The organism is Paenibacillus violae (assembly GCF_032461945.1).
GTDB lineage: Bacteria > Bacillota > Bacilli > Paenibacillales > NBRC-103111 > Paenibacillus_E > Paenibacillus_E violae.
In genome coordinates this window covers 89,477-113,793 of sequence record NZ_JAWCUD010000015.1, presented here as the reverse complement: position 1 = coordinate 113,793, position 24,317 = coordinate 89,477, and the positions used below count along the sequence as shown (strand labels likewise).

The 24,317-nt window shown below is 41.1% G+C and carries 21 protein-coding genes; 1 reads left to right on the top strand and 20 read right to left on the bottom strand.

Annotated elements, in window-relative coordinates:
• Positions 1 to 218 precede the first annotated feature (218 nt).
• The 18 genes from csrA to RQP52_RS31850 form a co-directional block, all read right to left on the bottom strand.
• Complete coding sequence (gene csrA / locus RQP52_RS31935; protein ID WP_315955579.1) at positions 219 to 449, bottom strand: carbon storage regulator CsrA; 231 nt, start codon at positions 447 to 449, stop codon at positions 219 to 221.
• Positions 449 to 874, bottom strand: a complete 426-nt coding sequence (fliW, locus tag RQP52_RS31930) for a flagellar assembly protein FliW (protein WP_315955578.1) — start codon at positions 872 to 874, stop codon at positions 449 to 451. The genes csrA and fliW overlap by 1 nt, the downstream gene beginning before the upstream one ends.
• A gap of 97 nt (positions 875 to 971) precedes the next feature.
• Entirely contained in the window at positions 972 to 1,544 is a 573-nt protein-coding gene (locus RQP52_RS31925; RefSeq protein WP_315955577.1) for a DUF6470 family protein, read from the bottom strand.
• A gap of 12 nt (positions 1,545 to 1,556) precedes the next feature.
• Positions 1,557 to 2,453, bottom strand: coding sequence for a flagellar hook-associated protein FlgL (gene flgL, locus RQP52_RS31920; protein WP_127453339.1), 897 nt, complete (start codon positions 2,451 to 2,453; stop codon positions 1,557 to 1,559).
• 35 nt (positions 2,454 to 2,488) lie between these two features.
• Entirely contained in the window at positions 2,489 to 4,090 is a 1,602-nt protein-coding gene (flgK, locus tag RQP52_RS31915; RefSeq protein ID WP_315955576.1) for a flagellar hook-associated protein FlgK, read from the bottom strand.
• Between the two features lie 28 nt (positions 4,091 to 4,118).
• The gene (locus RQP52_RS31910; RefSeq protein ID WP_315955575.1) at positions 4,119 to 4,619 is read right to left on the bottom strand and encodes a flagellar protein FlgN; all 501 of its coding nucleotides are present in this window, start codon (positions 4,617 to 4,619) and stop codon (positions 4,119 to 4,121) included.
• A gap of 37 nt (positions 4,620 to 4,656) precedes the next feature.
• Positions 4,657 to 4,932, bottom strand: a complete 276-nt coding sequence (gene flgM / locus RQP52_RS31905) for a flagellar biosynthesis anti-sigma factor FlgM (RefSeq protein ID WP_315955574.1) — start codon at positions 4,930 to 4,932, stop codon at positions 4,657 to 4,659.
• A gap of 110 nt (positions 4,933 to 5,042) precedes the next feature.
• A complete protein-coding gene (locus RQP52_RS31900) occupies positions 5,043 to 5,459 on the bottom strand; it encodes a TIGR03826 family flagellar region protein (RefSeq protein ID WP_315955628.1) in 417 nt (138 codons plus the stop codon).
• A 113-nt stretch (positions 5,460 to 5,572) separates the two neighbouring features.
• On the bottom strand, positions 5,573 to 6,076 hold the full coding sequence (locus tag RQP52_RS31895; protein WP_315955573.1) for a ComF family protein: 504 nt from the start codon (positions 6,074 to 6,076) through the stop codon (positions 5,573 to 5,575).
• A 267-nt stretch (positions 6,077 to 6,343) separates the two neighbouring features.
• Complete coding sequence (locus RQP52_RS31890; protein ID WP_315955572.1) at positions 6,344 to 8,215, bottom strand: DEAD/DEAH box helicase; 1,872 nt, start codon at positions 8,213 to 8,215, stop codon at positions 6,344 to 6,346.
• A gap of 49 nt (positions 8,216 to 8,264) precedes the next feature.
• Complete coding sequence (locus tag RQP52_RS31885) at positions 8,265 to 8,657, bottom strand: hypothetical protein (RefSeq protein ID WP_315955571.1); 393 nt, start codon at positions 8,655 to 8,657, stop codon at positions 8,265 to 8,267.
• Between the two features lie 65 nt (positions 8,658 to 8,722).
• Complete coding sequence (locus RQP52_RS31880) at positions 8,723 to 9,448, bottom strand: response regulator (RefSeq protein WP_127453353.1); 726 nt, start codon at positions 9,446 to 9,448, stop codon at positions 8,723 to 8,725.
• Complete coding sequence (locus tag RQP52_RS31875; RefSeq protein WP_315955570.1) at positions 9,426 to 10,622, bottom strand: sensor histidine kinase; 1,197 nt, start codon at positions 10,620 to 10,622, stop codon at positions 9,426 to 9,428. The genes RQP52_RS31880 and RQP52_RS31875 overlap by 23 nt, the downstream gene beginning before the upstream one ends.
• Before the next feature lie 86 nt (positions 10,623 to 10,708).
• Positions 10,709 to 13,312 carry a stalk domain-containing protein gene (locus RQP52_RS31870; protein WP_315955569.1) on the bottom strand — a complete coding sequence of 868 codons (2,604 nt, stop codon included), beginning with the start codon at positions 13,310 to 13,312 and terminating at the stop codon, positions 10,709 to 10,711.
• A 190-nt stretch (positions 13,313 to 13,502) separates the two neighbouring features.
• Positions 13,503 to 13,904: a hypothetical protein gene (locus tag RQP52_RS31865; RefSeq protein WP_315955568.1), complete on the bottom strand. Its 402-nt coding sequence runs from the start codon at positions 13,902 to 13,904 to the stop codon at positions 13,503 to 13,505.
• A gap of 193 nt (positions 13,905 to 14,097) precedes the next feature.
• Complete coding sequence (gene metK, locus RQP52_RS31860) at positions 14,098 to 15,303, bottom strand: methionine adenosyltransferase (RefSeq protein WP_315955567.1); 1,206 nt, start codon at positions 15,301 to 15,303, stop codon at positions 14,098 to 14,100.
• Between the two features lie 323 nt (positions 15,304 to 15,626).
• A complete protein-coding gene (locus RQP52_RS31855; RefSeq protein ID WP_315955566.1) occupies positions 15,627 to 15,899 on the bottom strand; it encodes an alpha/beta-type small acid-soluble spore protein in 273 nt (90 codons plus the stop codon).
• A gap of 140 nt (positions 15,900 to 16,039) precedes the next feature.
• On the bottom strand, positions 16,040 to 16,594 hold the full coding sequence (locus RQP52_RS31850; RefSeq protein WP_315955565.1) for a hypothetical protein: 555 nt from the start codon (positions 16,592 to 16,594) through the stop codon (positions 16,040 to 16,042).
• A gap of 104 nt (positions 16,595 to 16,698) precedes the next feature.
• On the opposite strand from RQP52_RS31850, the gene RQP52_RS31845 reads away from it, so the two are divergent.
• On the top strand, positions 16,699 to 17,409 hold the full coding sequence (locus tag RQP52_RS31845; RefSeq protein ID WP_315955564.1) for a stalk domain-containing protein: 711 nt from the start codon (positions 16,699 to 16,701) through the stop codon (positions 17,407 to 17,409).
• Between the two features lie 27 nt (positions 17,410 to 17,436).
• Here RQP52_RS31845 and RQP52_RS31840 read toward each other — a convergent pair whose 3' ends face one another.
• On the bottom strand, positions 17,437 to 20,673 hold the full coding sequence (locus RQP52_RS31840; protein WP_315955563.1) for an S-layer homology domain-containing protein: 3,237 nt from the start codon (positions 20,671 to 20,673) through the stop codon (positions 17,437 to 17,439).
• A 390-nt stretch (positions 20,674 to 21,063) separates the two neighbouring features.
• Complete coding sequence (locus RQP52_RS31835) at positions 21,064 to 24,147, bottom strand: S-layer homology domain-containing protein (protein ID WP_315955562.1); 3,084 nt, start codon at positions 24,145 to 24,147, stop codon at positions 21,064 to 21,066.
• Between the last annotated feature and the right edge of the window lie 170 nt (positions 24,148 to 24,317).

Genomic DNA, 24,317 nt, shown 5'->3' with positions numbered 1-24,317 from the left:
GCACACCTCTGGTAGGTCGGCCGCCCTCCAGAGGAGCGATTAATATATATATCGGCTTTTATATAAAAAATGTTTAGAGGAATTTTTGCAAAAATGGAGGAAATTCGACTTTTTTATCACGGAAATTTTTACAAATTTTGCAACGGCATGTGAAAACACAATCTCTACCTCTTCTTTTCCTAAAAATGAGATGAAACGACTCTAAATTCGGTTTGTTATCACTTTTTAAGATCCATTAACTTTTTCAAATTATCTAGATCTATTTTGGAGCGTATCGCCTCTTTATTACTTTTCTGCACTTCCTCATACAACTCCTTTCGCAAAATACTGACTTCCTTAGGAGCACTAATACCGATCTTCACTTGATCTCCGTCAATAGCCGATATTACAATCTCAATATTGTTATTGAGAATGATTGATTGCCCTTTTTTTCTCGTTAAGATCAGCATTAACGCTCACCGCTTTCTTCAGGGGCTTCTTTAAAGAGAGGATCGTTCGTACCATAGGTAGATTGTGGAGGTAGCACCAATTGACGAGCTTGCTCAGTCGCAATGTTCAACACCAGCGGTGCTAGCAAATTCACAGTGGACTTTGTGTACGGCTCCTTAATCGTTACAATATTAATAACAGCAACCTCTTCATTCGAATTCAACTCAAGCAAACTTTTGTCATTGTCCTCGATCTCAAATGTATAGTTGGGATAGAAAACAAAAGGTGTCACTACCAAAAAGCTTATATTTTCATCTTGCACACTTTGCAGATATGCATACGGGCTGCCCTCTTCAACGACAGAGACTTCAAATTCATCCAGTTCTTCGAATCCTAGAATGCTTCCATTAAAACGAAGAACTTTGCCTTGTAAAAGATCAAGCATGCAATAATCTCTCCTAAATACATAATGCTATAGCTTGCGCTATAGCATTATGTTTTATTATTTGTTTTTACCGTGTGTTGGCCAAACTTCAAGAAAGCTAGGTTTTAATATCAATTTGTGGTGGAATTATCTCCACCTTAGGGTACTGAATCATATAAATATCGAGTTTACCCCGAATATAATTAATCTCAGGGGGGTTCGGATGTGTATTTACGTTAACTTTGCCTTCCTTGAATTGAATATCCAGTTTGCCTGGTTCGTAATGCAACTCAACATTGTCCATGGAAGCATCACCTAAGAATTCAAACTCGAAAAACTCATCGCCCTTCTCTTTCGCAATTTCTGCAATAGCGTTTCCACCATTTTGAATAGCCGCTAATCGATTGCCGTTTTCTACAATTTTGGCAATTCCCTGCAGTGCTACATCACGAGCTTTTGAATAAATTCTACTCATTGTTTCCAGGGACGATCCCAATCCCAGTGCATCCCAAGCTTTGCTGGAATCAATGTAAAGCACACCTTTTTCCGAGTGGATTTCCAACTTGGACGGTTCGGTCGTTATTTCGAGAGTAGCTTTAGGCTGCTTGATGTCCAGTTGACCTAAATCAGCATCAATACCTATCTGAGCACGTTGTTGACGTATCTGAATTTGAGGAATTGGAAACGTCATGCTAAACCGCTCCTATCGTAGAAAATCAACGAGACTCGTGCTAATAATTTTAGAACCTACTGAAAGGGACGCATTATAAACATTTTCATCCGTCTTTAAATTAGTAATGACAGCCGGAATATCCGCATCTTCTTCCTTAGCTTGGAGAGTTTGAAGATTGGTGCCTATATCTTCAAGACGAGATTGTGCTAATTCAATTCGATTTTGTCTTGCCCCTACATCTGCACGCGCCTGTAAAAAAGCTTCATTTCGGCTATCAATCTTGCCAATACAAGCACCAATATCATTTTGATTGCCGGAAGCTAAAGCAGCCGATAAATCCTTCATAATCATGAAAATGTTGTCGCTAGCTCCAGCAGCACCAAAAATTTTATCGCCAGAAACATTAGCCGTTACTCTTACACCTACACCAATATCAAACTTAATTTCCCCTTGATCAGCAACATCCGTCGATGCTGTGGCTGAGTTATATGGCGCTTTATCGGTTAACTGGCCATTGAAAACGTACTTCCCGTTAAATTGACTATTACCAATCGTAACCATCTGTTCTGATAGCTGATCGATTTCTTTCTTAATTGCATCTAGTGCTGATTGCGGATTAGTCCCGTTGGAAGCCTGAACCGTCAACTCTCGAACTCGCTGAATAACAGTATTCGCTTGATTTAACGTTGTATCTGTGAAATCAAGCCAGGAAACTGCAGAGTCCGCATTACTCTTGTACTGTTCGTTCGCGGCTCCCTCGCTGCGATAACGCAAAGAGAAACTTATCCCGACAGGATCGTCTGAGGGTTTATTAATTTTTCTACCAGTTGAGAGCTGGTTCTGATTTTCATTAATTCTCGATAAATTTGCAGTTACATTTCGCAGTAATTGATTATTCATCATGCCTTGAGTAATACGGGTGGTCATGTTAGCATTCACCTACCATACAATATTAGTCTTTCTTATCTGCCTACTGTCCCCATGCTATTAATTACTTTATCCAACAGCTCATCAAACGTTGTCATTACACGAGCCGCAGCACTGTAAGCTTTTTGAAATTTAATCATATTAGACATTTCCTCATCCAACGAAACGCCGCTTACTCCTTGTCTGTTAGAGTCAACTTGATCAACTAAAGTTTGCTGGTTCGTTGCCTGCCTCGTAGCTTCCTGACTTTGAACACCTAGTTGTCCGACAATCGACCGGAAAAACTCATCAAAAGTACCATCTTTTAAAACGGTGTTTCCGCCGGCTGCATCTTCGAAACTGATTTTGTTATCCTTAAGACCTGCCAACAATAGTGCCATATCGTTATTACCCTTAACGACTTTTTCTACACCATCGGTATCTATATATGTTCGAGTCGATGTGGAGACATTGGACGGATCACTTAGAATAGTAGGATTAACTGTGATACTGTCGGCAGTAAATTCCGTCGCTCCAGGCTTTAAAGTAAAGAACGGAACACCCGACTTCAAAGGGCTTGAACCAGAATACCCTAATTGGTGCAAACCATTAAACCCTTTGACAACAACCTTAAGATCGCTTGTCAATGTACGTCCCGCACCACTAAATTGCTGCTGAGAAGTTGTCCCGTCAGAGTTAACGACAGTTAACGTAGTCCCCTCCGGGACAACCATTCCTTTTGGCAGTGTCGTTTCAACATCACCTTGAACCATCGTCTTCAACATGGCATCAAGCTGAAATTTATAACCGGCAACATAATTATCTCTAGATTGCAGCATTCCATAGACCTCACCACTATTGAGATCTCCTGAATTAGCAGAACTCGTTAACGAGTCTGTAGATAATGTATTAGCCACATCTTTACCACTAACTAGTTGCACGCTGCCCATCTTCACATTATAGCCGTTGCTATCCTCTGTATAAGTTATATTGATAATTTTAGATAAATTATCCATAAGAAGATCCCTTTGGTCCCGCAAATCATTCGCATCGTCCCCAAGCCCCTCGATACGAAAAATTTCTTCATTGAGCTTTGCAATTTGTCCAATTGCTGTATTGGCTTCCGTCGCCTTAATGCCGATATTTGTCGTTAAATCGGAAGAGAGATCTTGAAGTTGCCTAGATGCTTGGTTAAACGCGTCCGTCATTGCCAGCGCCCGTTCTTTGACTAATACTCTTGCCGTAGTGTTTTCAGGAGATTTACTTAACTCCTGCCAAGCATTCCAAAAACCTTCGACTGTTTGGCGAATGCCAGTATCGGAAGGTTCGTTAATGATCGATTCGATTTTATCCAGTGTATCCTTTCTAGTGCTCCAATCGCCAAGATTCTTATTCTCATTATGAAACTGATCGTCCAAGAATTTCTCGCGAATCCTTGTGATATGGTCAAATTCAACACCTTGACCCATTTGACCAGGAACAGTACTCCGCTGCAAACCAGGATATTCAAGCGGCGCTGCAGCTACCATGTTTACGACTTGTCTCGAATAGCCTTTCGTATTAGAGTTCGCTATGTTATGACCAGTTGTGTTAAGCGCTGCTTGTTGCGTAAAAAGAGCCCTTTTCGAAATCTCTATACCCATAAAAGTGGAACGCATAAATCGAAATCTCCTCTCGTAAACCCTACTAGGCTTTTGTATCGAATAGTCCCGGACGCTTCGCCCCATAGGGCACTTGATTTGGTCTCTGATAGATTACATCATCTTCAGGTACTCCTAGTACTAAATCAACCGTATAATTGATAAAGGATAAAGACTGTTCAATTAATTGCTGATTAATTTCATTCTCAGCCTTTAAAGTTTTCATAGTCTCCACTAATTTTTGTTGCGCTTGCATTAACAGCTGCTTTTCTTCCGCTTTAAAAATGATTTTCACTAAATCTGCAACCGTTATCTTAGGGTTTGGATTATAACCTCTTGAAATTAAATAGGACCCGATATGCTGAATTCTTTCTAAATTCAGCTCTTGTATACCTCGAATCCATCTGCTTTCTTTGTTTACAATGTTATTTAATTGCTCCACATCGTTTTTGACGAGTACGCGAGGCTTCTCACGTGCTAATACGAGCAATGCTTCATGAGCTTCTTGCAGTTTAGACATGGTTTCCATCAAAAGCTGTATCGACACACTCGTTCACCTATTCCATCTTTTGTCATGATATATTTTACTTGAGATAAGGGATCAACTTTTCTGCAATTTTGTTCGCATCCACATAATAGGTGCCAGAGGCTACAGATGCCTTTAATTCCTCGATTCGCTGTGCCTGCTCTTCCGTCCGTACAATGCCCTTTGCATCTAGCATTTCCTTAGCCTCAGCAGAAATTTCGACCTGATCTTTCGCCTTTTCCTTCTTATTGGCTGCATGGGACATAAATTTAGCATCGCCAGTTTTTTTATAAGGGTTTACAGCACCAATTCGCTGATTGTCATTAATTTTCACACTCAACCACTCCCATGATCTGACATAAATAAAATGCCGATAATCTTTAGAGTTATTATCGGCATCATATGTATAATATTTTATATCTCAATCAGCAATTTCGAACAAAATTAATGTCTGTCTTTTAAACGTTCATGAATCTTAAAGCTAATTTTGCCCTCTTGCTTCTTCAGTTCTTCATTTCTCCGCTCGTCCTCGGCCGTGTTCCGTACATCTTTCACAAGCTTCATTCGGCACGGCTCGCAAAGCGTATTTTCCCGAATCAACGTCCCACAAACCTCGCAAGGATAAGCCATGTTCGGCGCATTCATAATAGAGATCCGACCTTCACGAATAAACTTCGTAATCTGCTTAATAGATACGTCCGTCGCTTCACTTAAATCATTTATAGTAGTACCTTTGTTTGCACGCAGATACTTCAGGCATTTATCATACTGCTGCTCCAAATCTTTCAAGCAATTCGGGCATACCTCAGCAAATCCCTTAACAAAAATCTTCCCACAGCGTGGACAATTAGCAACGTTCATGCCCATTATATGGCCCCCTTCTATTGTTCCCTATACCTAAATATTTAATTCCAGTTTACCGCAATCCGACAGCGTTTGCATATCTCTATTTTTCGAGAGCCTGGCTGTAGCCCCTATCGCGCCCATGTAATACCGAACACTTTCGCCGGCAAGGATTCGCCTAAAACCCTTGCACACTGATTCATAGTGCTCCCAGTGGTGTACACATCATCTACGATATATATAACGTATGAAGCTGCCTGGCAACCTGTCAGCTGTTTAATCAGCAGCTCGTTAATCTCAAAAACATGTACTAGATCATCCAGACGCTCACTCCTATTCTTAAAACTTTGTTTATCTGTATGTTTCGAACGATTAAGCAGTTGAACGACAGGGAGCCCGACTTTTCTTCCTAATTCAATAGCCATTTGTTCAGCTTGGTTAAAACCGCGCTCCAGCAATCTACGCTCACTAACAGGTACGAACGTGATAAGTCTCTTAATTGAGACTGGATCCGTGCCGAATTCTCTCATTTCCTCTTGCAATAAATGATACGCATGAACAAGCATTTGACCAATTACAGCCTTGAGTCGTTCATCTCCTCGATATTTATAACGAGCTAATAATTCTTTCATCATTTCATCGTATCTCACTGCACTGCGGCTTTTCGAGAAATAAGCGTATCCCCTTCGTTGACAGTCATAACATACCTCGCCTCGCCCGCATATAGCACAAAGTGCCGTTCGAATCCATGGTATTCTCATATAACATGAACGACAAAGTCCCAGCTGCCTAACAGGGTCAGAGCTAACTTGCTTACACAGCAAGCACTCTTCCTTTACTGGACTCAGCAGTGAAAAGAAAGTTCCTCTCATTGCACCCAGCCAATTTTTCCAATCACTCATTCATTTCCCCCTTTCAAAATACCCCCGTTTACGCGCTATGCGATTCATTTTCTCGATTTGTCGAATAGCCTCCTTTTGTGATCGTGTGATTTCTTTGGCTGCAAAATAAACCTTTCCCGCCGGATCGTCCTTTGATCTACCTGCCCGCCCAGCCATCTGAACAAGCGCTGCTTCATCAAATAACTTTGAATCGGCATCTAGGATAAAGACATCCGACTTCGGCACAGTGACTCCCCTCTCCAAAATCGTCGTTGTCACCAAAACTCGTATGTCCCTGTTACGAAAACGCTGAACCCTCTCAGTTCGGTCAGAGTCCTTTGACGAAGTTCCCTCAATGCACAGCGTAGTACCTCCTTGTAATTTTATCCTAAGTAGATCCACCGTAGGCTCCACCAGGTGAATGTTGGGAACGAAAACAAACAACTGTGCACCCCGCTCCACTGAAGCTACCAGCTTAGCAAATAACGAATTAGGCAGAGCTTGAGTATGTATAGATTTATTTAGGGATGGGGCGGCTATGAGCTCCGGTACTGGCAAGGGGTTCCTATGAAAGCGTACCGGCACTCCAACATGCGGTAATCGCCCCCTCTTTGCAGCGAGCCTTACAGCTCTCGGCGGTGTGGCTGAAAGCAGAATATTCGTTCCGCTAGGCTTACAAACTTTAGCTGCCGCATAAGTAAGCATTGGATTGTTATGGTATGGAAATGCATCAATTTCATCAATAATGACAAGATCAAATGCCTTATCAAAACGCATGAGTTGATGTGTCGTGGCAATTGTAATTTGCCCTTGCTCCCACCGCTGCTCGCTACCACCATAAAGCGTAACGACACTATAGTCTGAGAAAGCTCGTGATATTCTTGGTTGAAGCTCTAACACCACGTCTTTTCGAGGAGTTGCAATCAACACCCGCCCTCCGTTGGCCACCGTTAGGTGAACAAAGGGGAAAATCATTTCCGTCTTTCCAGCACCGGTAACAGCCCATATTAAAAACTTTCGAGGTTCTTTGGCTAGCAATCCTCGTTTATCCTTCCCCCTCTCCTCCGTAATAAATTGTAGCCCCTCCAGAGATGCTCTAGTCTGAGCTTCACTAAGTCCCCATGGTTTGATGTAGGTTTCGAGATTCTCAAAGGACTGTTTCGCGTCTTCCACCACTAACTTTCCATTCTCAGCTGTCCCTCCAAATATAAGCAACGAGCAAAACTTTACCCGTCCCATTGTTAAGCACGCTTCACAGTAGGGGCAGTCATGTCCGCAGAAATGGCAGGCTGACCAATACAAACTCTCCTCACCGCTTCCGCAACGTTTACAGGAGTAGCTCGTCCTTTTCTGGTAACCTCGGCGCCATTCCCGGTACTCCTTTATATAGAGTCCATTCTCTAATGTTAAATCCCCGTTAAGATGAGCTAGCTGAAGATAACTCATCCACGCTTCCCCTGCACCTAGTTCTAAATTTGCCGCTTTTAACAGCTGCTCAAATTCCTCTACAAGCAACGTCCTACCGCTGCAAGCTAATACAATCTTGGTATAAACCCCATAATCTAAAATCATTCTAGAGAACAATCTTTCCTCGTTAAGTGTTATTTTCTTCATTGCAATTTTGTCGCAATTTAGCAAACCGCAATTTTTGGCCGTCTGGCGGAACTGCCTCAGCATACTTTCATCGTCCTCAACCGCTTGTTTTAAATTTGCAGATTTTAGTTTACCAAGCACCCGCACACCTTGCCCAAACGAAATAAAAGGTTCGAACAGTACGAGGCCGGCGTCGGCTGCGTATTGCTCGAACCAATATTGAATGTCTGTCATAGGGTGGATGGTCAAATTCCAATTCCACTCCTTATTTACAAGAACGGCGTAAAGTTGAACCTTCATTGCTCACCTTACCCTCTTTTTAAGTTGCATCTGCAAGCGGTTACTGCTATCAGACAGGTATTTTCACAAGATCTTCCCTATTGCTAAGATGAACAACAACCACAGGTTCGCCTTCATGCTCACTCACAAATTGATCAACTGCACCAAAATCCATTTGATATCTCAAATTAAGTAAATGGGTATGGGATAATCGCTCAATAATTTGTCTTGTGTCGTCAGAAGACCCTTCATCGTAGATCGTTGCCGTAACTTCATAGCCTTTTAATCCAGAGAAAAAAAATAAAGAGCGAATATACCATTCAATTTGATTTTGGTTATTTTTGGTGATAAGCAGAACTTTTGCAGGCTTCTTCTTTCTACCCTTTCGGGCTCCGAACAATAGATGAAGCACTGCGATGCTGATTCCGTAGCAACCCAAGATCCAAAGTAACCCAATCCACATAGCGGATCCCTCCCTTAATTGCAGTGTATGCCACAAAAAGTAGAGGGGTTCCAACAACGGGAGTCTTATAAGGTTACCCAACCATTCTTAATCGCGATGATAACCGCTTGTGTACGGTCATCTACTTCCATTTTTTGAAGAATGGAGCTGACATGGTTCTTCACCGTTTTTTCACTGATGTAGAGGAACTCTCCGATCAGTTTATTGCTTTTGCCTTCTGCCATTAAACGAAGAACTTCCGCTTCCCGTTTGGTAAGTGGACTGTTTGTATTATGTATGTACTTAAGCGCAGAATCCTTAGCGCCCTGACCTGATCCAACCACACCGACGTCATCTAAATAAGTCATGCGTCTTAGTTGGTTGATTAGCTTTCCTGTAACTTTGGGGTGAATATAGGCGTGACCAGCCACCACAGAACGAATCGCATTAATAAGCGACTCCGCTTCCATATCTTTAAGCAAATAACCCGAAGCTCCCTTGCGAAGGGTCTCAAATACATAGCTCTCATCATCATGAAGCGAAAGAATGATAACCTTAATATCAGGGAAAATAAGCTTTAGGCGCTCAGTCGCGACTACACCATTCTCAAGTGGCATGTTGATGTCCATGAGAACAATATCTGGGGTGATTTGATTACATAGCTCGATAACCTGGATCCCATCGCCACACTCTCCGATGACCTCCATATCATCTTCCATATTGATAATCCGTTTAACACCTTCGCGAAACAGCTGGTGATCGTCCGCAATAACAATTCGCACATTGCGTTTATGACTCGCCGTGTTGTCCATTTTGATTTTCCTCCTTGTTCTCTGCACCGCCGCCAATAGGGATTAGCATTGTAATTTTGGTTCCGGAATCTTTGGCAGAATCAATGATCATTGTGCCTTCCAGAAGCTCAACACGCTCACGCATGCCTAACAAACCAAAATTATTTCCCTTAGCTATTTTCTGCTCTGTTTGCGGCACATCGAAGCCGACCCCATTATCTACGACGTAGATTTGTACTTGATCAGGTTCCAGTGTTAGCTCAACAGATAAGAAAGTTGCTTTCGCATGTTTTATTACATTAGATAGAGCTTCTTGCACCAGTCGGAAAATCGCAATTTCAAGCCCTGATGGAATGCGAGTCTGCTTGCCTACGAGATTGAATTGCGTACGAATCCGATATTTCTCTTCGCAATCTTGAACATATTTACGCAGAGTCGGTACGATACCTAGATCATCGAGCGCCATCGGGCGGAGGTTGAAGATGATCTTACGAACTTCTTCAAGTCCCCCTCTGACTTGTCCCTTCAAATCCACTAGTTCTTCCTTAACCGCGGGGATATCTTCTTTAATAAGCATGCGCTGAGCAATTTCTGTTCGTAGCACAACATTTGCCAAGGTCTGAGCCATACCATCATGAATTTCACGCGCAATACGCTTTCGCTCTTCCTCTTGTGCCAAAATAATCTTTAAACCAAGCAATTGCCTGTTTTTAGCGGATTCTAATATGCGAGTGACCTGATTGAGATCTCCGGATAAGTATTCTAAAACTACATTCATCTGAGAAACGATCGTTTCAGCCCGTTCCACCTGCTTGTCCACATTCTTAGTTCGCACTTGCAGGTCATTGCGTCTGGCCTTCAGATTATTTTCTTTTTCTCTAGCAATAGTGAGTTGTAATTGAAAGGCAATAGCCGCTTCATAAGCAACCTTAATATCTTCCTCACGGTACTTATTAAAGTCACGACTGACTTCCGTGAGTCGAATGCGGGAGCGCTTGTAGTCCTTCTCTAACTTGTCAACCAAATCAATTGTGATACTCGTTTCATGCTTAATTTCTTCAAGTTCACGAGTAAGCGATTCTTTTTCCAAGCGAGAAGCTTCTGCGATCTCGAACATCTGATACTTGCTGCTCTCCATGACGTTAATTGCGTTTTTTATGACACGATCTATAGCGTCTGGCTGCAAATGAAACATGCTCCTTTTTTATAACAATATTAGAAATTAGTCTACCCCATATTGTAACATAGTTCTTACAATTTGAAGTGAACTTCTAGCACTATTTATTCAATAGTTATCCCATAATTTTGGGGATCCCAGCCTACTTTAAACCCTAATTTCTCAGAAATTACACGAAGTGGAACCATAGTCACATTATTCATAATTTTTGGCGCAACCTCCGCCGTGATACGATCCCCATTTGCCAGTAGATCTGCATTATCAACCCACAAATCAATTAGCTTATCCCCGCGAATAACAGTAACTTTCCGTTCTTTATCATCCCATTTCACATTGCCGCCGAGAGCTTCTGTTACAAATCGAATTGGAATAAGTGTATTATCATTCACAATCGTCGGCGCTTGCTCTAGCGTCATTGCTTTTGAGTTTACTGTTACTTGCTTCTTGTTCACTGTAAGTTTTACTGAATTCTTCGGTAAAGCCGGCAACTGTCCTTTATAAATAAAAGAGATATCATCTATACTAATTTTCCCTTTCGAAGCTCTTTCATCCTGTCCATTTGCCGGATTAGCTACATATACGCTCTTAAGCTTAATTGGGAATTTAAGATCGGACACATCAGCCGTTAGCTTGCGCCAGCCCGTCCAGTTCGTATTTTCTGTTAAGCTGACATAGTTCAATTTGCCATCTGCATCAACAATTTCAGCACGCACCCAGTTAAAACTTCCATCTCCGAGGACTTTAGCTGTAATAAACTCAGGTTCACCTGCAATTTGCACACCGTTAGAACCATCAAATCGGGCATATGCAGCTTTTGTGCCTGTACCTTTTGTAAAATCATAAGAAATCGCTAAATTCTTATTTCCATTCGCTTGTTCAATATTTACAGAAGAAACAACCTCAGCAGGATATTTATCACCAGTAGTTATAACCGCAGAATTATCTAGGTCGTACCATACCTTTTCTTGTCCCACTGGAAGAGTAACCATGGTACTGAAGCCATCATATCTTGCGATAACCTGAGCAGCTTGGGAACCTGAAGCACTGTCTACATGTAAAACGCCATCTTTCAAGCTCCCTTTTACACCGCTAAGTTCCCATGTTGCTGATGCCGCGGGCAGTTCTCTTGTTGCACCGCTTTTGGTTGTCACCATAATAGGCAGCTTAAAATCTCCGCCCTCGGTCAATGAAAAAGCACCTGAATTGAATTTCATCGAAGTAATTTGGTTCCGGCCGATAACCTCAACATCCATGGATGCAGAACCTTTTCCTGACTTCGCAGTAATCTGCGTTTTACCTGGTAATGTAGGTGTAAACACATTATCCTTAAAGCCACCATTTGCTGTCGAACTACTCCATTGTGGAACAATACCATCCACTGAAATTGGGTTATAATAATCGTCATAGGCTTTGAATTGATAAGTGCTGGATTCATTCATGAATAAAATGTTTTGACCTTTTAAAATAAGACCTTTCAACTCACCTTTAGGCGCCGTTGAATATACGCCTACACCATTTGCAACCGAACGTTGGTTACCATTCTCTGTTTTATTCACCAATTTCGGATCAAAATCACCTAGAGGTCTAGAAACCATCTGTGTGGAACCACCACCATCCAGGACTAAACCTTTCCAAACTCCAGCACTAATCATAAACTGCTGAAGCTCTGGCAGTGTCATACCCGCGCTACCTGCACTGCGATCAGAGGTAATAATATACGCTGTTTTCATATCTTTGGAATAACCTATTGCCGTTCGTGAGCGCGGACTGTAACCGCTGAAATCATTAATATTTCTTGTGAAGTAACTCGGCTTCGCATCGTCAACTAACAACGTGCTTCCTCCGATAAGCATTTTGAAGTTTTTCCAATCATATGTTTTTGAAGCATCATGCGGAACCATATCATATTTGGTAGTGATTTTATCTCCGACTTTGAGGTGATTTACGATAAACTCCCTAGCTAAGCCTGAACCTCTAAGTATGTAGCCGTCCGCGGGAGCGATCATTTTAATATTCGTATCTACCGCAATCTCCTTGACGATATCATTTTGAATAAGCGCCTCAGTTGGAACATGCGTACCATCTACCGCTCTTTGTGTCATTGCCCAAGCACTTGTATATAGGAAAAGTCCATCAGCAATCATTGCGACGTTGTTATCATCCCAATAATATGTTTTATTCACACCACCAAGTTCAAAAGAGGTTCCATCTTTCGCTGTTACCTTGCCCTCAAAGTCAAGAATATCAATAATCGGCTGATTGTTCTTCGTTATTGCAAAAGAATATAATCCCGATATTTTTGCTGGCGTCGCCATCACCGTTCCATTCGTGATTTGAGCGCCTTCCGGGACACCTTCAGCCTGTGTATTGAAGAAATCTCCATTTACACCTGCTACTGCTCCGCTATCCTTCACCATGCCCAAAACACTCTGGTTCTTCGTAAATTGCGTATTCGTCCCTGCCATTGCGTCTATCTTTACGTTCGGATTCGTCAAGTCGACCTCGATCACATTGGCGTTTACCGAAACATCCTTATTGCTTCTAGTTGTTGTCCATACATAATTCTTCATGATTGCGCCTGATGTAATTGTTTCCTGTGAACTAAGCGTCAACGTTGAACCTGCCGCACTTACCGTAGTCCCAGCTGCCAATTGCCACACCAATGCGCAAGCCAGCGCACCAATCCATACTTGCTTCTGTACCGTCATGTTGCTTTTCCACACTCCTCTTTCAGTCTAAGTCTATTATCTATCATTTTCACGATACTTATATAGACTCTTAAACTATGGAAAAAGTTACGATAGGATTGCAGTTGTATTTATACACCAACGAAACACAAAAAAGAGAGTCATCCCTTATGGGGCCTGCTCTCTGCCTGAGATACAAAACCTGTAAAATTTACAGAATACGTTTTATTTTAGCTTCATGCTCAATGGACCGAGCTGACAAAAGTTCAATAATGGAGTGCTGCTGTTCTTGGATAAGTTCAATCCGTTTTACAGTTGCATTGGTTTCTAAAACAGCTTGTTTAACTTGAGTTTGTTCTATTTCAAGCTTGTCTAGGCGGGTATCGATACCATCTAGGCGAGTGTCAATACCAATTATGTGGTTGTCCATACCATCAAGACGAATATCAATGTCAATTAAATGGTTATTGATACCATCTAGACGTTTGTCGATCCCAGTCAGACGATTTTCAATCCCATCCATACGTCTATCCATCAAATCTATCTTATCATACATCGGCAAAAATTCGGCCTTCAGCATTGCTGATAGAGCCTCTTTCAACTCATTATCCATTTTCCATCACTCCCCGATTCATCTATAATAGATGCTTATAATCGTAATTTCAGTATAACATACGAAGTGCTCGTGATGAAAAGTTATTAAGTATATGTATATATTACCATTTTTTATATTGTTAGTCAAACATATGTTCTGTTTTACTGAAAAGTAAAAAGCCATCCTATTATGGATGGCTTATCTAACTATATTAAACTAATGCTTGAGCTTTCAAGAGCTCAGCTTTGTCTGTACGCTCCCAAGGAACATCCAGGTCATTACGGCCAAAGTGACCATAAGCAGCCGTTTGACGGTAAATTGGACGACGCAGGTCAAGCTCTTTAATGATACCCGCTGGGCGAAGGTCGAAATTGTTGTGAATCAGCTCAACTAATTTCTCTTCGCTTACTTTTGCCGTACCAAATGTATCCACAGCAATGGAAACCGGACGCGCTACACCGATTGCGTAAGCCAATTGAACTTCACATTTTTCAGCAAGTCCAGCAGCTACGATGTTTTTCGCAACATAACGTGCTGCGTATGCACCGGAACGGTCAACTTTTGTTGGATCCTTACCAGAGAAAGCACCGCCGCCGTGACGTGCGTAACCGCCATACGTATCAACGATGATTTTACGACCAGTCAAACCAGCATCCCCTTGAGGTCCGCCGATTACGAAACGGCCAGTTGGGTTGATGAAATAGTTTGTATTATCATCTAACAAGTGTGCTGGTACGATTGGAGCGATAACATGCTCTTTAATATCTTTTTGGATTTGTTCTAAAGTAACTTCTTCACCATGCTGTGTGGATACAACGATTGCATCGACACGAACTGGTTTATCATCAATGTACTCAACAGTTACTTGAGTTTTACCATCCGGACGCAGGTATGGAAGAGTTCCATCTTTGCGAACTTCTGTCAAACGACGAGCCAGTTGGTGAGAGATCGAAATCGGAAGTGGCATAAGTTCTGGCGTTTCATTAACTGCGAAACCGAACATCAAACCTTGGTCACCGGCACCAATTGCTTCAATTTCTTCATCGGACATAGATCCTTCTCTTGCTTCAAGTGCTCTGTCAACACCTTGTGCAATGTCAGGGGATTGTTCATTCAAAGAAACAAGAACCGCACATGTTTGAGAATCAAATCCGTATTTTGCACGCGTATAACCGATTTCTTTGATTGTTTGTCTTGCAATTGCTTGAATATCAACATATTCAGAGCTAGAAGTAATCTCACCGATTACCAAAACCAAACCAGTTGCTACAGATACCTCACATGCTACACGAGCATTCGGATCGTTAGCAAGAAATGCATCCAATACCGAGTCAGAAATTTGGTCACAAATTTTATCCGGATGACCTTCTGTTACGGATTCGGATGTAAATAAACGACGTCCACGTACTTGCGCCATATCATTCATCCTCCAATATCATTTAGTATGTTTGAAAAGCTTCTACTCGATGCCTCTATATGAAAAAAAGTGGGCCCGGCTTTAGCGGCAGCTTTTCACGCCAAACGGAATCCCTCTTTTGCGCTCTGCGCTGACAAGAACTTTGAATTCCGCACTGCTAAAATTTAAAACAAGCTTTTAATGAATAAAGACAACAAAAAAATGAACCTTTCCCGATTGGAAAAGGTTAAATTAAACATTGACCTTCAATAAATTATCTTACTTTATTTGTCGTCTAGTGTCAATGAATGCAATCGTGAATAAATTATGAATAAGTTCTAAACTTAGAGAGAAAACAAAGCTTCTTCAGCGCGTTGGATCAACCTCTTTGTTATTGTTCCCCCAACAGCCCCTGTATCTCTCGAAGAGATATGTCCCCAATAGTCTTCTTTCACTGAAGAGGAAGGAATAGAGCCTAACTCCGTCGCGAACTCCGTATCAGCATTTAACGACATTTGCTTACCCACAGGCAATCCTAGCTCAGCAGCAATCTCATATTTGAGTGCATCTAGCGCCTTTTTTGATTGAGGAACCAACTTGTTGTTACTTCTAGCCATAATAAACGCCTCCTTAGAGTTTTTATTAAAACCAAGCTCCGTAAACAGTTGACCCAAGTGGGGACACCTTTATTATGGCTAGATTATCAAACTCGAACCTCATAAGAAGTTGTCATTAAGGGTAAAATTGTGGAGAAGAACTATTTTGCAACCGTGCTTCCATCTGCATTCAACAATAAATAGCTGCCGCGCACCATGACAAAAATGTCCGCTGTATTTTTCGGAGACGATTTTATGCCGCGCCCTTCTGTTGGAAAAATCAAAAGATGATTCAGCGCAGGTTCAGTCCCCGCTGGAAGATCCTTGCCTCCCGTTACATCTGGGATGCCATTATCATCGTTGCTCACGGTGAGAACTCTGCCACTTCGCACGATAAATTCAGCGCCAGCACCGGCATAAAGCGTTTGTCCATTAGCCAATTGGACGACCTTCATCTCCGCTGGCGTTGGGGTAGTGCCTGTGCCTCCGTTGCTCCCACTGCCAGGCTGGCTTCCGCCAGCACTAGCAGCGATCGCTGAGGCAATGAGCTCTTTCACCTTGGCTTCGCTTAACGTGTTCTGATCAAAATAGCTCTTTGTGATCACTGGGTCGGTGGACGAGCCTGGAGTTGGAGCTTCTGCTTGGGAAACTGAAAGGGATGTGGATAATAGTAGAATTGCACCACCTGTTGCCAAGATCATTTTTTTCATATTCATTCGATATTAACTCTCCTGTCTTAATAATCTGTAAAATTAAAGGATATCTTACTTCTTTTGTTGAATTATTTACGGTTAAATAATTTAGCAAACGGAGTGATTCTATGAAAAAATTACTAACAGTCACTATGATTTTATTCTTTATCACAAGCACCGTCAACGCTTCCTCGATCCGGGGAGATTTCGAGGGTAATCCCATCGTGAGTGTAAAAACAAGTGGAAGTGAACTAAAGGTAGAAGATGTCCCTGCTATCAATTATAACGGAAGAACGATGGTGCCGATTTATATGTTAAGGCAGTTAGGTGCCGAAGTTGCTTGGGATGATTCGACTTATAGTGTGAATGTTTCTTTGAAGAATGATCCAACGCAAAACAATGTAAAAGAAACATCTATAATTAATGCTTATAAATGGCTAAGCGATACGGACATGCAAATTTATATGTTTGCAAGTAAATTGCAGCAATACAAGGATTTAGATCAAGTACCAAACCTTAAAGATTTACTTGATCGTGACTATTTGGAGATAACAGATGAGTACAATAAATCTTTGGAGTATGCTACTTCCATATATAAAGAATACGGTGCTGAAACTGGCATCAATGAAATACTCGCTAGCCAATCAAAAGTGCTCGAATCAGTTGGCCAAACGAAAGAATTGTTTAAAATATGGATAACACGTAAAAATGACGCGCAGATCAGTTCTAGTCTTCAAATGAGCGTGTTTACTAGTATTGAAAACAGCCAAAAGAACATTATAAATACCAATAAATATGTACATACTACATTTGTACAAAAACAAAAAGAAGGCCATTAGGCCTTCTTTTTGTTAGCATTAAGCTAATTAAGGAGTTGGAACGAATTTAGGACCTTTTACTGTTACTGAAACTACATCAGACTTACCACTTGGAGATGTAATTGTCAGATCAAATGCTCCATCGTTAGCATCATTTTTAGTAACAACAATGTTACCATTTGGATAGATAGTTACAGCACTAATGTTGTCAGAGTAGCTGTTAGCAGAGAATGTTACACCAAGTACTCCGTTAGCTTTTTGAGCAACATCTTGCTCATACTCTTTACCATAGTTATCTGTAACAATTAGGTCTGGAGTAATAAATGCGTTACCATCAGCTGCTCCAGAAGTAGTTACATTAATTGTCATGTCACTATCAGCAGCAATTTTGTCAACTGATAGAGCATCATTTTTAGAAGTAACAGCTACTGTTGTTTGCTTAATTTCGCCTTTAACAGTTTTGTAGGATACGTTCAATGTAGCAGAACCAACTTTATTACCAAGAACATAAGCTTTACCGCCAACTAGTGCTACTTTAGCAATAGCATTGTTGGAAGTTGTAATACTTTGAATTGTACCTGCTGGAAGTTTAACTACATCACCAGAAGCATTCTTAGCGGAAAGTTTAACTTCACGTGCAAATACTTGAGATTTAGTTACATCTTTAAGGTCATCAGCAATGATATTGTTAATAACCGTAGGATTATCAATTGTGCTATAAGTTGATCCAACAACAGTACCGCTATCGCTCAAGTTGAACAATGTAGGGACAGCATTTACGGAGTAAGTAAGATCATCAGTAGCTTTTGCAACAGTTAATGTTTTAGTCAGCTTGGAAATCTCAACACCGTTTTTAGTGATTTTTGCTGTATATTCAACTTTCGAACCACCAGTAGCACCAGCTGCAGTGAACAATGTGAATTCGTCATTGAAAGCTTCGAAATCTTGTTTAACTGTCACTTGTTTGCCATCTACAGTTCTAGTTTTTGTTTTACCTTTACCAAAGACAGCAGAAGCAATCACATCTCCGTCTGGTGCTTTAAGACCAACTAAGTTAGATGGCTTACCATCAGCATCGTAAGTAGCTGCAGTTACAGTTACTAGATACTCATTAGTGTTTGCATTATCAATATCGTTACCTTGATTATCTGTATAGTGAGCATCGTCAAGTGTTTTACCGTACTGGTCGATAACTGCAAGTTCAATTGCAGCTGTACCACCAGCAACTGCACCCTTAGCTGGATCAGTTACTACTTTGAAGTGATCAGGTACACGAGCGTCAGCAATAGTAAATGTTTTTGTTGAAGTGCTGCTTGCGTTAGCTTCTGCGATAATCGCAGTTACAGAAACTGCACCTTTTGAGTTAGTGCTAATTTCATCCAATTTAATGCTTCCTTTGTGCTCGCCAGAATCAAGGATTGTAGCAACGGATTGTTTACCAGCGCCAGAAACGTTAACTTTAATACGTTTTGTGTTTTGGTCACTAGTCAGATCATCAAGGCTAAGTTGGTTGCCGGAAGCATCGTAAGCAACGATTGGAATGTAGACTTCTTTGTCGCCAGCAGCGATTACATCATTAAGGTCACCAATTTCAACTTTGTTGGCAACTTTAGAGGATTTCACAGAGATTTTTCCAGTTGCTGTTGCAGCTTGGTTGAATACTGTGAAGTTATAGTCACCAGCTTTATCAAGATCTTTGTTCAGAGAGATCTTAACTTGTGGGATATCATTTCCATTGTCTTCGAATTCTGTTTTCACATCATCAGTTGAAATGTAGTCATTCCAGATGATAGTAGTTTCTCCGAACAATTTAGTAGTGCTGCTGTTATCTTTGCTGTATGTTTTAGCATTGATCAAAGAATCGTAGGAAATCGTACCGCCGTATTGGTCAAACAAGTTAAGGTCGAACTTAACGTTTTCTCCTTTACCGTTAAGAGCGTCACCTACGGAGTAACGAGCTGCACCTAGCTCAAGTTTAGTCAAGATTGGTTGTGTACCCAATTTGAAGTTTTTAGTAGCTGTAATGTGGAAATCGTTGTTAACGATTGTTACAGGAATTACAGATACACCTTGAGTTGTGTTTTCATTCGCCGTATCCAAAGTGATCAACAAAGTACCATCAGTATCTTTAGTGATTTTTGTGAATGTTGCAGCAGATGTGTAAACGTTGTAAGAACCAGCGTTAGTAGTTGCGTTCTCACCGTATTGGTTGGAAGCTTTTACTTTAACGATAGTTTTGTCAGCGTAAGCAATTGTGTCGCCAGCGTTTACGAAGTCGATTTTTGTAAGAACTTCATCTTCACCAGTGAAAGTTGCAGTAGTTTTGTCAACAGCAGCTGCATCCAAACCAGAAACTGTTACTGTGTACTCACCTTTGCTAACTTTAACGTCAGTCAATGTCAAAACTGCGGATTTTTTGTCATCAGCAAATTTAACAGTTGTAGCAACTTCGGAAGTACCTTTTTTCAAAGCCAATTTAGCTTTGTCAGTGTCAACTGCTTTGTTGAAAGTAACTGTTACTTGTTGAGCTCCAGTTGCTTTTGCACCTGTAACGGATACTTTACCAGGAGCTACGTATTGTTGTTTTGCTTCGTATGCACCTGTAAGAAGAAGGTCACGAGTTGCGTTGGATTGGCCACCGAATTTACCAGCGTCGCCAGTAGGAAGAAGTTTCAACTCAAGAGCAAGAGCTACATAGCCTTGTGCCCAGTCAGAAACAGTTGTGTCAGTACCAGTTTTACCTTTAGCATCAGCATCTTTACCCAGTACGCGAACCAAGAAAGTAGCCAATTGCTCTTTTGTTACTTTACCAGCTGGGTTGTATTGACCTTCAGCATAGCCGTCAGTAATACCAGCAGTTTTCAAAGCTTCGATGTAAGGAAGAGCGTAGCCGTTAGCAGCGTCGTCAGCTTTAACATCGGAGAAGCTGGAAGTTTTAAGATCTTTGTTTACTTCGATACCAGTGATCAAAGCTGCAACTTTTGCGAATTGAGCACGGTTCATTTCGTCTTTAAGACCAAATGTAGTGTCGCTCACTCCATCAAAAATACCTGCGCTGATCATTGCATCAAATTTTGCTTTTGTAGCTGCGTCAAGATCTTTAAGATCTGTGAAATCAGCAGAGGATTTAGCTGCGAAAGCTAGGGACGAAAACATGGATAATGCCATTGCTGTAGAAAGAACTACGGATAAACTTTTCTTCATAACCTTTTTTTCTCCTCCTTGAATATCTTTGGTTTTATTTTTTAGGTTAAAGCTAGTAATATTTGAGCTCGATTTACTCATAGTTTGGTTCACCCCCTTTCCAGAGTTAGAGCATTATATAACTAAGTTCGCGTGCAGCTCTAGTAGCTGCATTGGAAACTAGTAAACGTAAAGTAGGAAGAAAGACACCCACACCAATTTACATTATACATTGGTCGAATAGCGTCGTAAAGAGTTATTTTGTGATATCTGTATGGCTAGTTATAAACTGGTTAACTCTTTAATATTTGCTTGCTTTCAAAGTATTAAACGCACAGGTTTCGAAAAAGTTGCGATTATTCAAAAAAACTTTTTTAATTTTTGAAAGAACCACAGATCCATCCCAACATAAATACGAATGAATATGTGCATAGTAACTGTATAAACAAAAAAGAAGGCCAATTGGCCTTCTTTTTTAGAAATGGGTTAATCTTATTTGTTATTAGCTGCACCTGTTACAGTGACTGCAACAACATCCGTTTTACCACTTGGAGATGTGATTGTCAGATCAAAGGATCCTGCATCACCATTTGTTTTTGTTACTTTAATGTTACCATTCGCATCGATAGACACGCCAGTAACGTTTGCGGAGTAGCTGCTAGCTGAGAATGTTACGCCCAGAACGCCGTTAGCTTTTTGAGCATCTTCTTGCTCATACTCAACACCATAGTTATCAGTCACAATTAGATCTGGATTGATGAATGCATTGCCGCCAGTTGTTCCAACTGTCATTGTGCTGTCAGCTTCCACTTTGTCGACTGCAAGTGCATCATTTTTAGATGTTACTGCAACAGTAGCTGTTTTGATTTCACCTTTAATTGTTCTGTAAGATACGTTCAATGTAGCTGTACCTGTTTTGTTACCAAGAACATACGCTTTACCACCAACAAGTGCAACTTTAGCTACCGCATTGTTCGAAGTTGTAATGCCTGTGATTGTACCAGTCGGAAGTTTTACAGTGTCGCCAGAAGCGTTTTTAGCTGTAAGTTTAACTTCGCGAGCAAATACTTGAGATTTTGTTACGTCTTTCAAATCATCAGCAGTGATTTCTTTGCCATCAGTACCATAAGTCGAACCAACAACTACGCCGCTATCACTCAAGTTGAACAATGTTGGAACAGCGTTCACCGAGTAAGTCAGGTCGTCAGTTTCGCTTGCAACTGTGATTGTTCTAGTCAACTTGGAGATCTCAGTGCCGTTTTTCGTGATTGTTGCAGTGTAATCTGCTTTTGCACCTTCTTTAGCATCTGCTGTTGTGAACAGTGTGTACTCGTCATTGAATGCTTCGAAATCACCAGCAGTTTCACCTTTACCAAAGATAGCGGAATTAGTTACTTTATCAGCTGGGTTCAAAAGCCCGATTGTATCAGCAGCAGTACCTGTAGCAGTCACATCGACTTTTACTTGATATTTGTTGTTCGAACCATCAATAAACGTTGGTGCATTGTTACCTTGGTTATCTGTGAAATTCGCATCGTCAAGTACTTGTCCATATTGGTCAATTACCGCAAGCTCAATTGCAGATGTACCACCTTTAACAATGGATTTCGCAGGATCTGTTACTACTTTGAAGTGATCAGGTACACGAGCGTCAGCAACTGTGAATGTTTTTGTGGAAGTGCTGCTTGCATTCGCTGTTGCGATGATCGCTGTAATGGATACTGCACCTTTTGTATTGTTGTTGATTTTGTTCAATTTAATCGAACCTTTGTGCTCACCGGAATCAAGGATTGTTGCTGTTGTTTGACCTTCAACACCAGAAACATTCACTTGGATACGTTTGATGTTTTCATCGCTAGTCAGATCATCCAAGCTCAATTGGTTACCAGCTGCATCATAAGCTACAACCGGAATATAAACTTCTGTGTCGCCAGCCGCGATGACATCGTTCATTTCGCCAATTTCAACTTTATTTGCAAGTTTGGAAGATTGAACGGATACTTTACCAGTTGCTGTAGCTGCTTGGTTGAACACAGTGAAGCTGTAATCGCCAGCTTTATCTAGATCGTTGGTCAATGAGATCTTCACTTGTGGAATATCATTACCGTTATCTTCAATTTCTGTTTTCACATCTCCAGCCGGGATGTAATCATTCCAAATCACAGTTGTGTCACCGAACAATTTAGTCGTGCTTGTATTGTCTTTGCTGTATACTTTTGCATTCATCAAAGAGTCATAAGAGATCGTACCGCCGTATTGGTCAAACAGGTTAAGGTCAAATTTCACGTTTTCGCCTTTACCGTTAAGTGCTGTTCCTACGGAGTAACGAGCATCGCCAAGCTCAAGTTTCGTCAAGATTGGTTGTGTACCCAATTTGAAGTTTTTCGTAGCTGTGATGTGGCTGTCGTTGTTAACAACTGTTACAGGAATTACAGATACGCCTTGTGTTGTACTTTCGTTAGCTGTATCCAAAGTGATCAACAAAGTACCATCTGTATCTTTCGTGATTTTAGTGAATGTTGCAGCAGATGTGTAAACATTGTAAGAACCAGCATTTGTTGTTGCATTTTCACCATATTGGTTAGAAGCTTTAACTTTTACGATCGTTTTATCTGCATAAGCAATAGTGTCGCCAGCATTTACGAAATCAATTTTTGTAAGAACTTCATCTTCACCTGTGAAAGTTGCTGTTGTTTTGTCAACGGTAGCTGCATCCAAACCGGAAACAGTTACTGTGTATTCACCTTTGCTTACTTTCACATCAGACAATGTAAGAACCGCGGATTTCTTGTCATCAGCAAATTTCGCTGTTGTAACAACTTCGCTAGATCCTTTTTTCAACGTCAGTTTCGCTTTTTCAACGTCAACTGGTTTGTTGAATGTAACTGTTACTTGTTGCGCACCTGTTGCTTTTGCACCTGTAACGGATACTTTACCAGCTGGTACGTATTGTTGTTTTGCTTCATAAGCACCTGTCAAAAGCAGATCGCGAGTTGCGTTAGCCATACCGCCGAATGTACCATCTTCACCGTTGGAAAGAAGTTTCAATTCAAGCGCTAATGCTACATAACCTTGTGCCCAACCGGATACTGTTGTGTCTGTACCTGTTTTGCCTTTAGCTGCTTCGTCTTGACCAAGAACACGAACCAAGAAAGTAGCCAATTGTTCTTTCGTTACTTTACCAGCTGGGTTATATTGACCTTCAGCATAACCATCTGTTACACCAGCTGTTTTCAGAGCTTCGATATAAGGAAGTGCATAACCATTAGCTGCATCGTCAACACTAACATCAGTGAAGCTCGATGTTTTCAAATCTTTGTTAACGTCAAGACCCATGATCAATGCAGCAACTTTTGCAAATTGTGCACGGTTCATTTCGTCTTTCAGACCGAATGTTGTTTCGGATACGCCGTCGAAGATACCAGCGGAGATCATAGCATCAAATTTCGCTTTTGTAGCAGCATCCAGGTCTTTCAAATCTGTGAAATCCGCAGAAGATTTCGCTGCGAATGCTAGGGATGAAAACATGGAAAGAGCCATAGCGGATGTAAGGACTACGGATAGAGTTTTCTTCATAAGGGTTTGTTTCCTCCTAATATTTTAAAGTTTTTTGTTATAAAAACTTATAACCAACACGACGACATTGAAGTAACTTGCTATCATTTTCGTATAGCTTTTTTTCTATCACCTCGTCTACATGAATTAGTATACTATTATCTCGCTATTAATTCATTGACAAGTATTTT

Bases quoted from the DNA above. Each gene is read 5' to 3' on its own strand.
- flgL (WP_127453339.1), bottom strand. From the start codon at position 2,453: ATGACCACCCGTATTACTCAAGGCATGATGAATAATCAATTACTGCGA.
- RQP52_RS31865 (WP_315955568.1), bottom strand. From the start codon at position 13,904: ATGGATAATGAGTTGAAAGAGGCTCTATCAGCAATGCTGAAGGCCGAA.
- RQP52_RS31840 (WP_315955563.1), bottom strand. From the start codon at position 20,673: ATGAGTAAATCGAGCTCAAATATTACTAGCTTTAACCTAAAAAATAAA.
- RQP52_RS31845 (WP_315955564.1), top strand. From the start codon at position 16,699: ATGAAAAAATTACTAACAGTCACTATGATTTTATTCTTTATCACAAGC.
- RQP52_RS31880 (WP_127453353.1), bottom strand. From the start codon at position 9,448: ATGGACAACACGGCGAGTCATAAACGCAATGTGCGAATTGTTATTGCG.
- RQP52_RS31850 (WP_315955565.1), bottom strand. From the start codon at position 16,594: ATGAATATGAAAAAAATGATCTTGGCAACAGGTGGTGCAATTCTACTA.
- RQP52_RS31895 (WP_315955573.1), bottom strand. From the start codon at position 6,076: ATGATGAAAGAATTATTAGCTCGTTATAAATATCGAGGAGATGAACGA.
- fliW (WP_315955578.1), bottom strand. From the start codon at position 874: ATGCTTGATCTTTTACAAGGCAAAGTTCTTCGTTTTAATGGAAGCATT.
- RQP52_RS31925 (WP_315955577.1), bottom strand. From the start codon at position 1,544: ATGACGTTTCCAATTCCTCAAATTCAGATACGTCAACAACGTGCTCAG.
- RQP52_RS31900 (WP_315955628.1), bottom strand. From the start codon at position 5,459: ATGAACGTTGCTAATTGTCCACGCTGTGGGAAGATTTTTGTTAAGGGA.
- RQP52_RS31870 (WP_315955569.1), bottom strand. From the start codon at position 13,312: ATGACGGTACAGAAGCAAGTATGGATTGGTGCGCTGGCTTGCGCATTG.
- flgK (WP_315955576.1), bottom strand. From the start codon at position 4,090: ATGCGTTCCACTTTTATGGGTATAGAGATTTCGAAAAGGGCTCTTTTT.
- RQP52_RS31885 (WP_315955571.1), bottom strand. From the start codon at position 8,657: ATGTGGATTGGGTTACTTTGGATCTTGGGTTGCTACGGAATCAGCATC.
- metK (WP_315955567.1), bottom strand. From the start codon at position 15,303: ATGGCGCAAGTACGTGGACGTCGTTTATTTACATCCGAATCCGTAACA.
- RQP52_RS31855 (WP_315955566.1), bottom strand. From the start codon at position 15,899: ATGGCTAGAAGTAACAACAAGTTGGTTCCTCAATCAAAAAAGGCGCTA.
- RQP52_RS31875 (WP_315955570.1), bottom strand. From the start codon at position 10,622: ATGTTTCATTTGCAGCCAGACGCTATAGATCGTGTCATAAAAAACGCA.
- RQP52_RS31835 (WP_315955562.1), bottom strand. From the start codon at position 24,147: ATGAAGAAAACTCTATCCGTAGTCCTTACATCCGCTATGGCTCTTTCC.
- csrA (WP_315955579.1), bottom strand. From the start codon at position 449: ATGCTGATCTTAACGAGAAAAAAAGGGCAATCAATCATTCTCAATAAC.
- RQP52_RS31890 (WP_315955572.1), bottom strand. From the start codon at position 8,215: ATGAAGGTTCAACTTTACGCCGTTCTTGTAAATAAGGAGTGGAATTGG.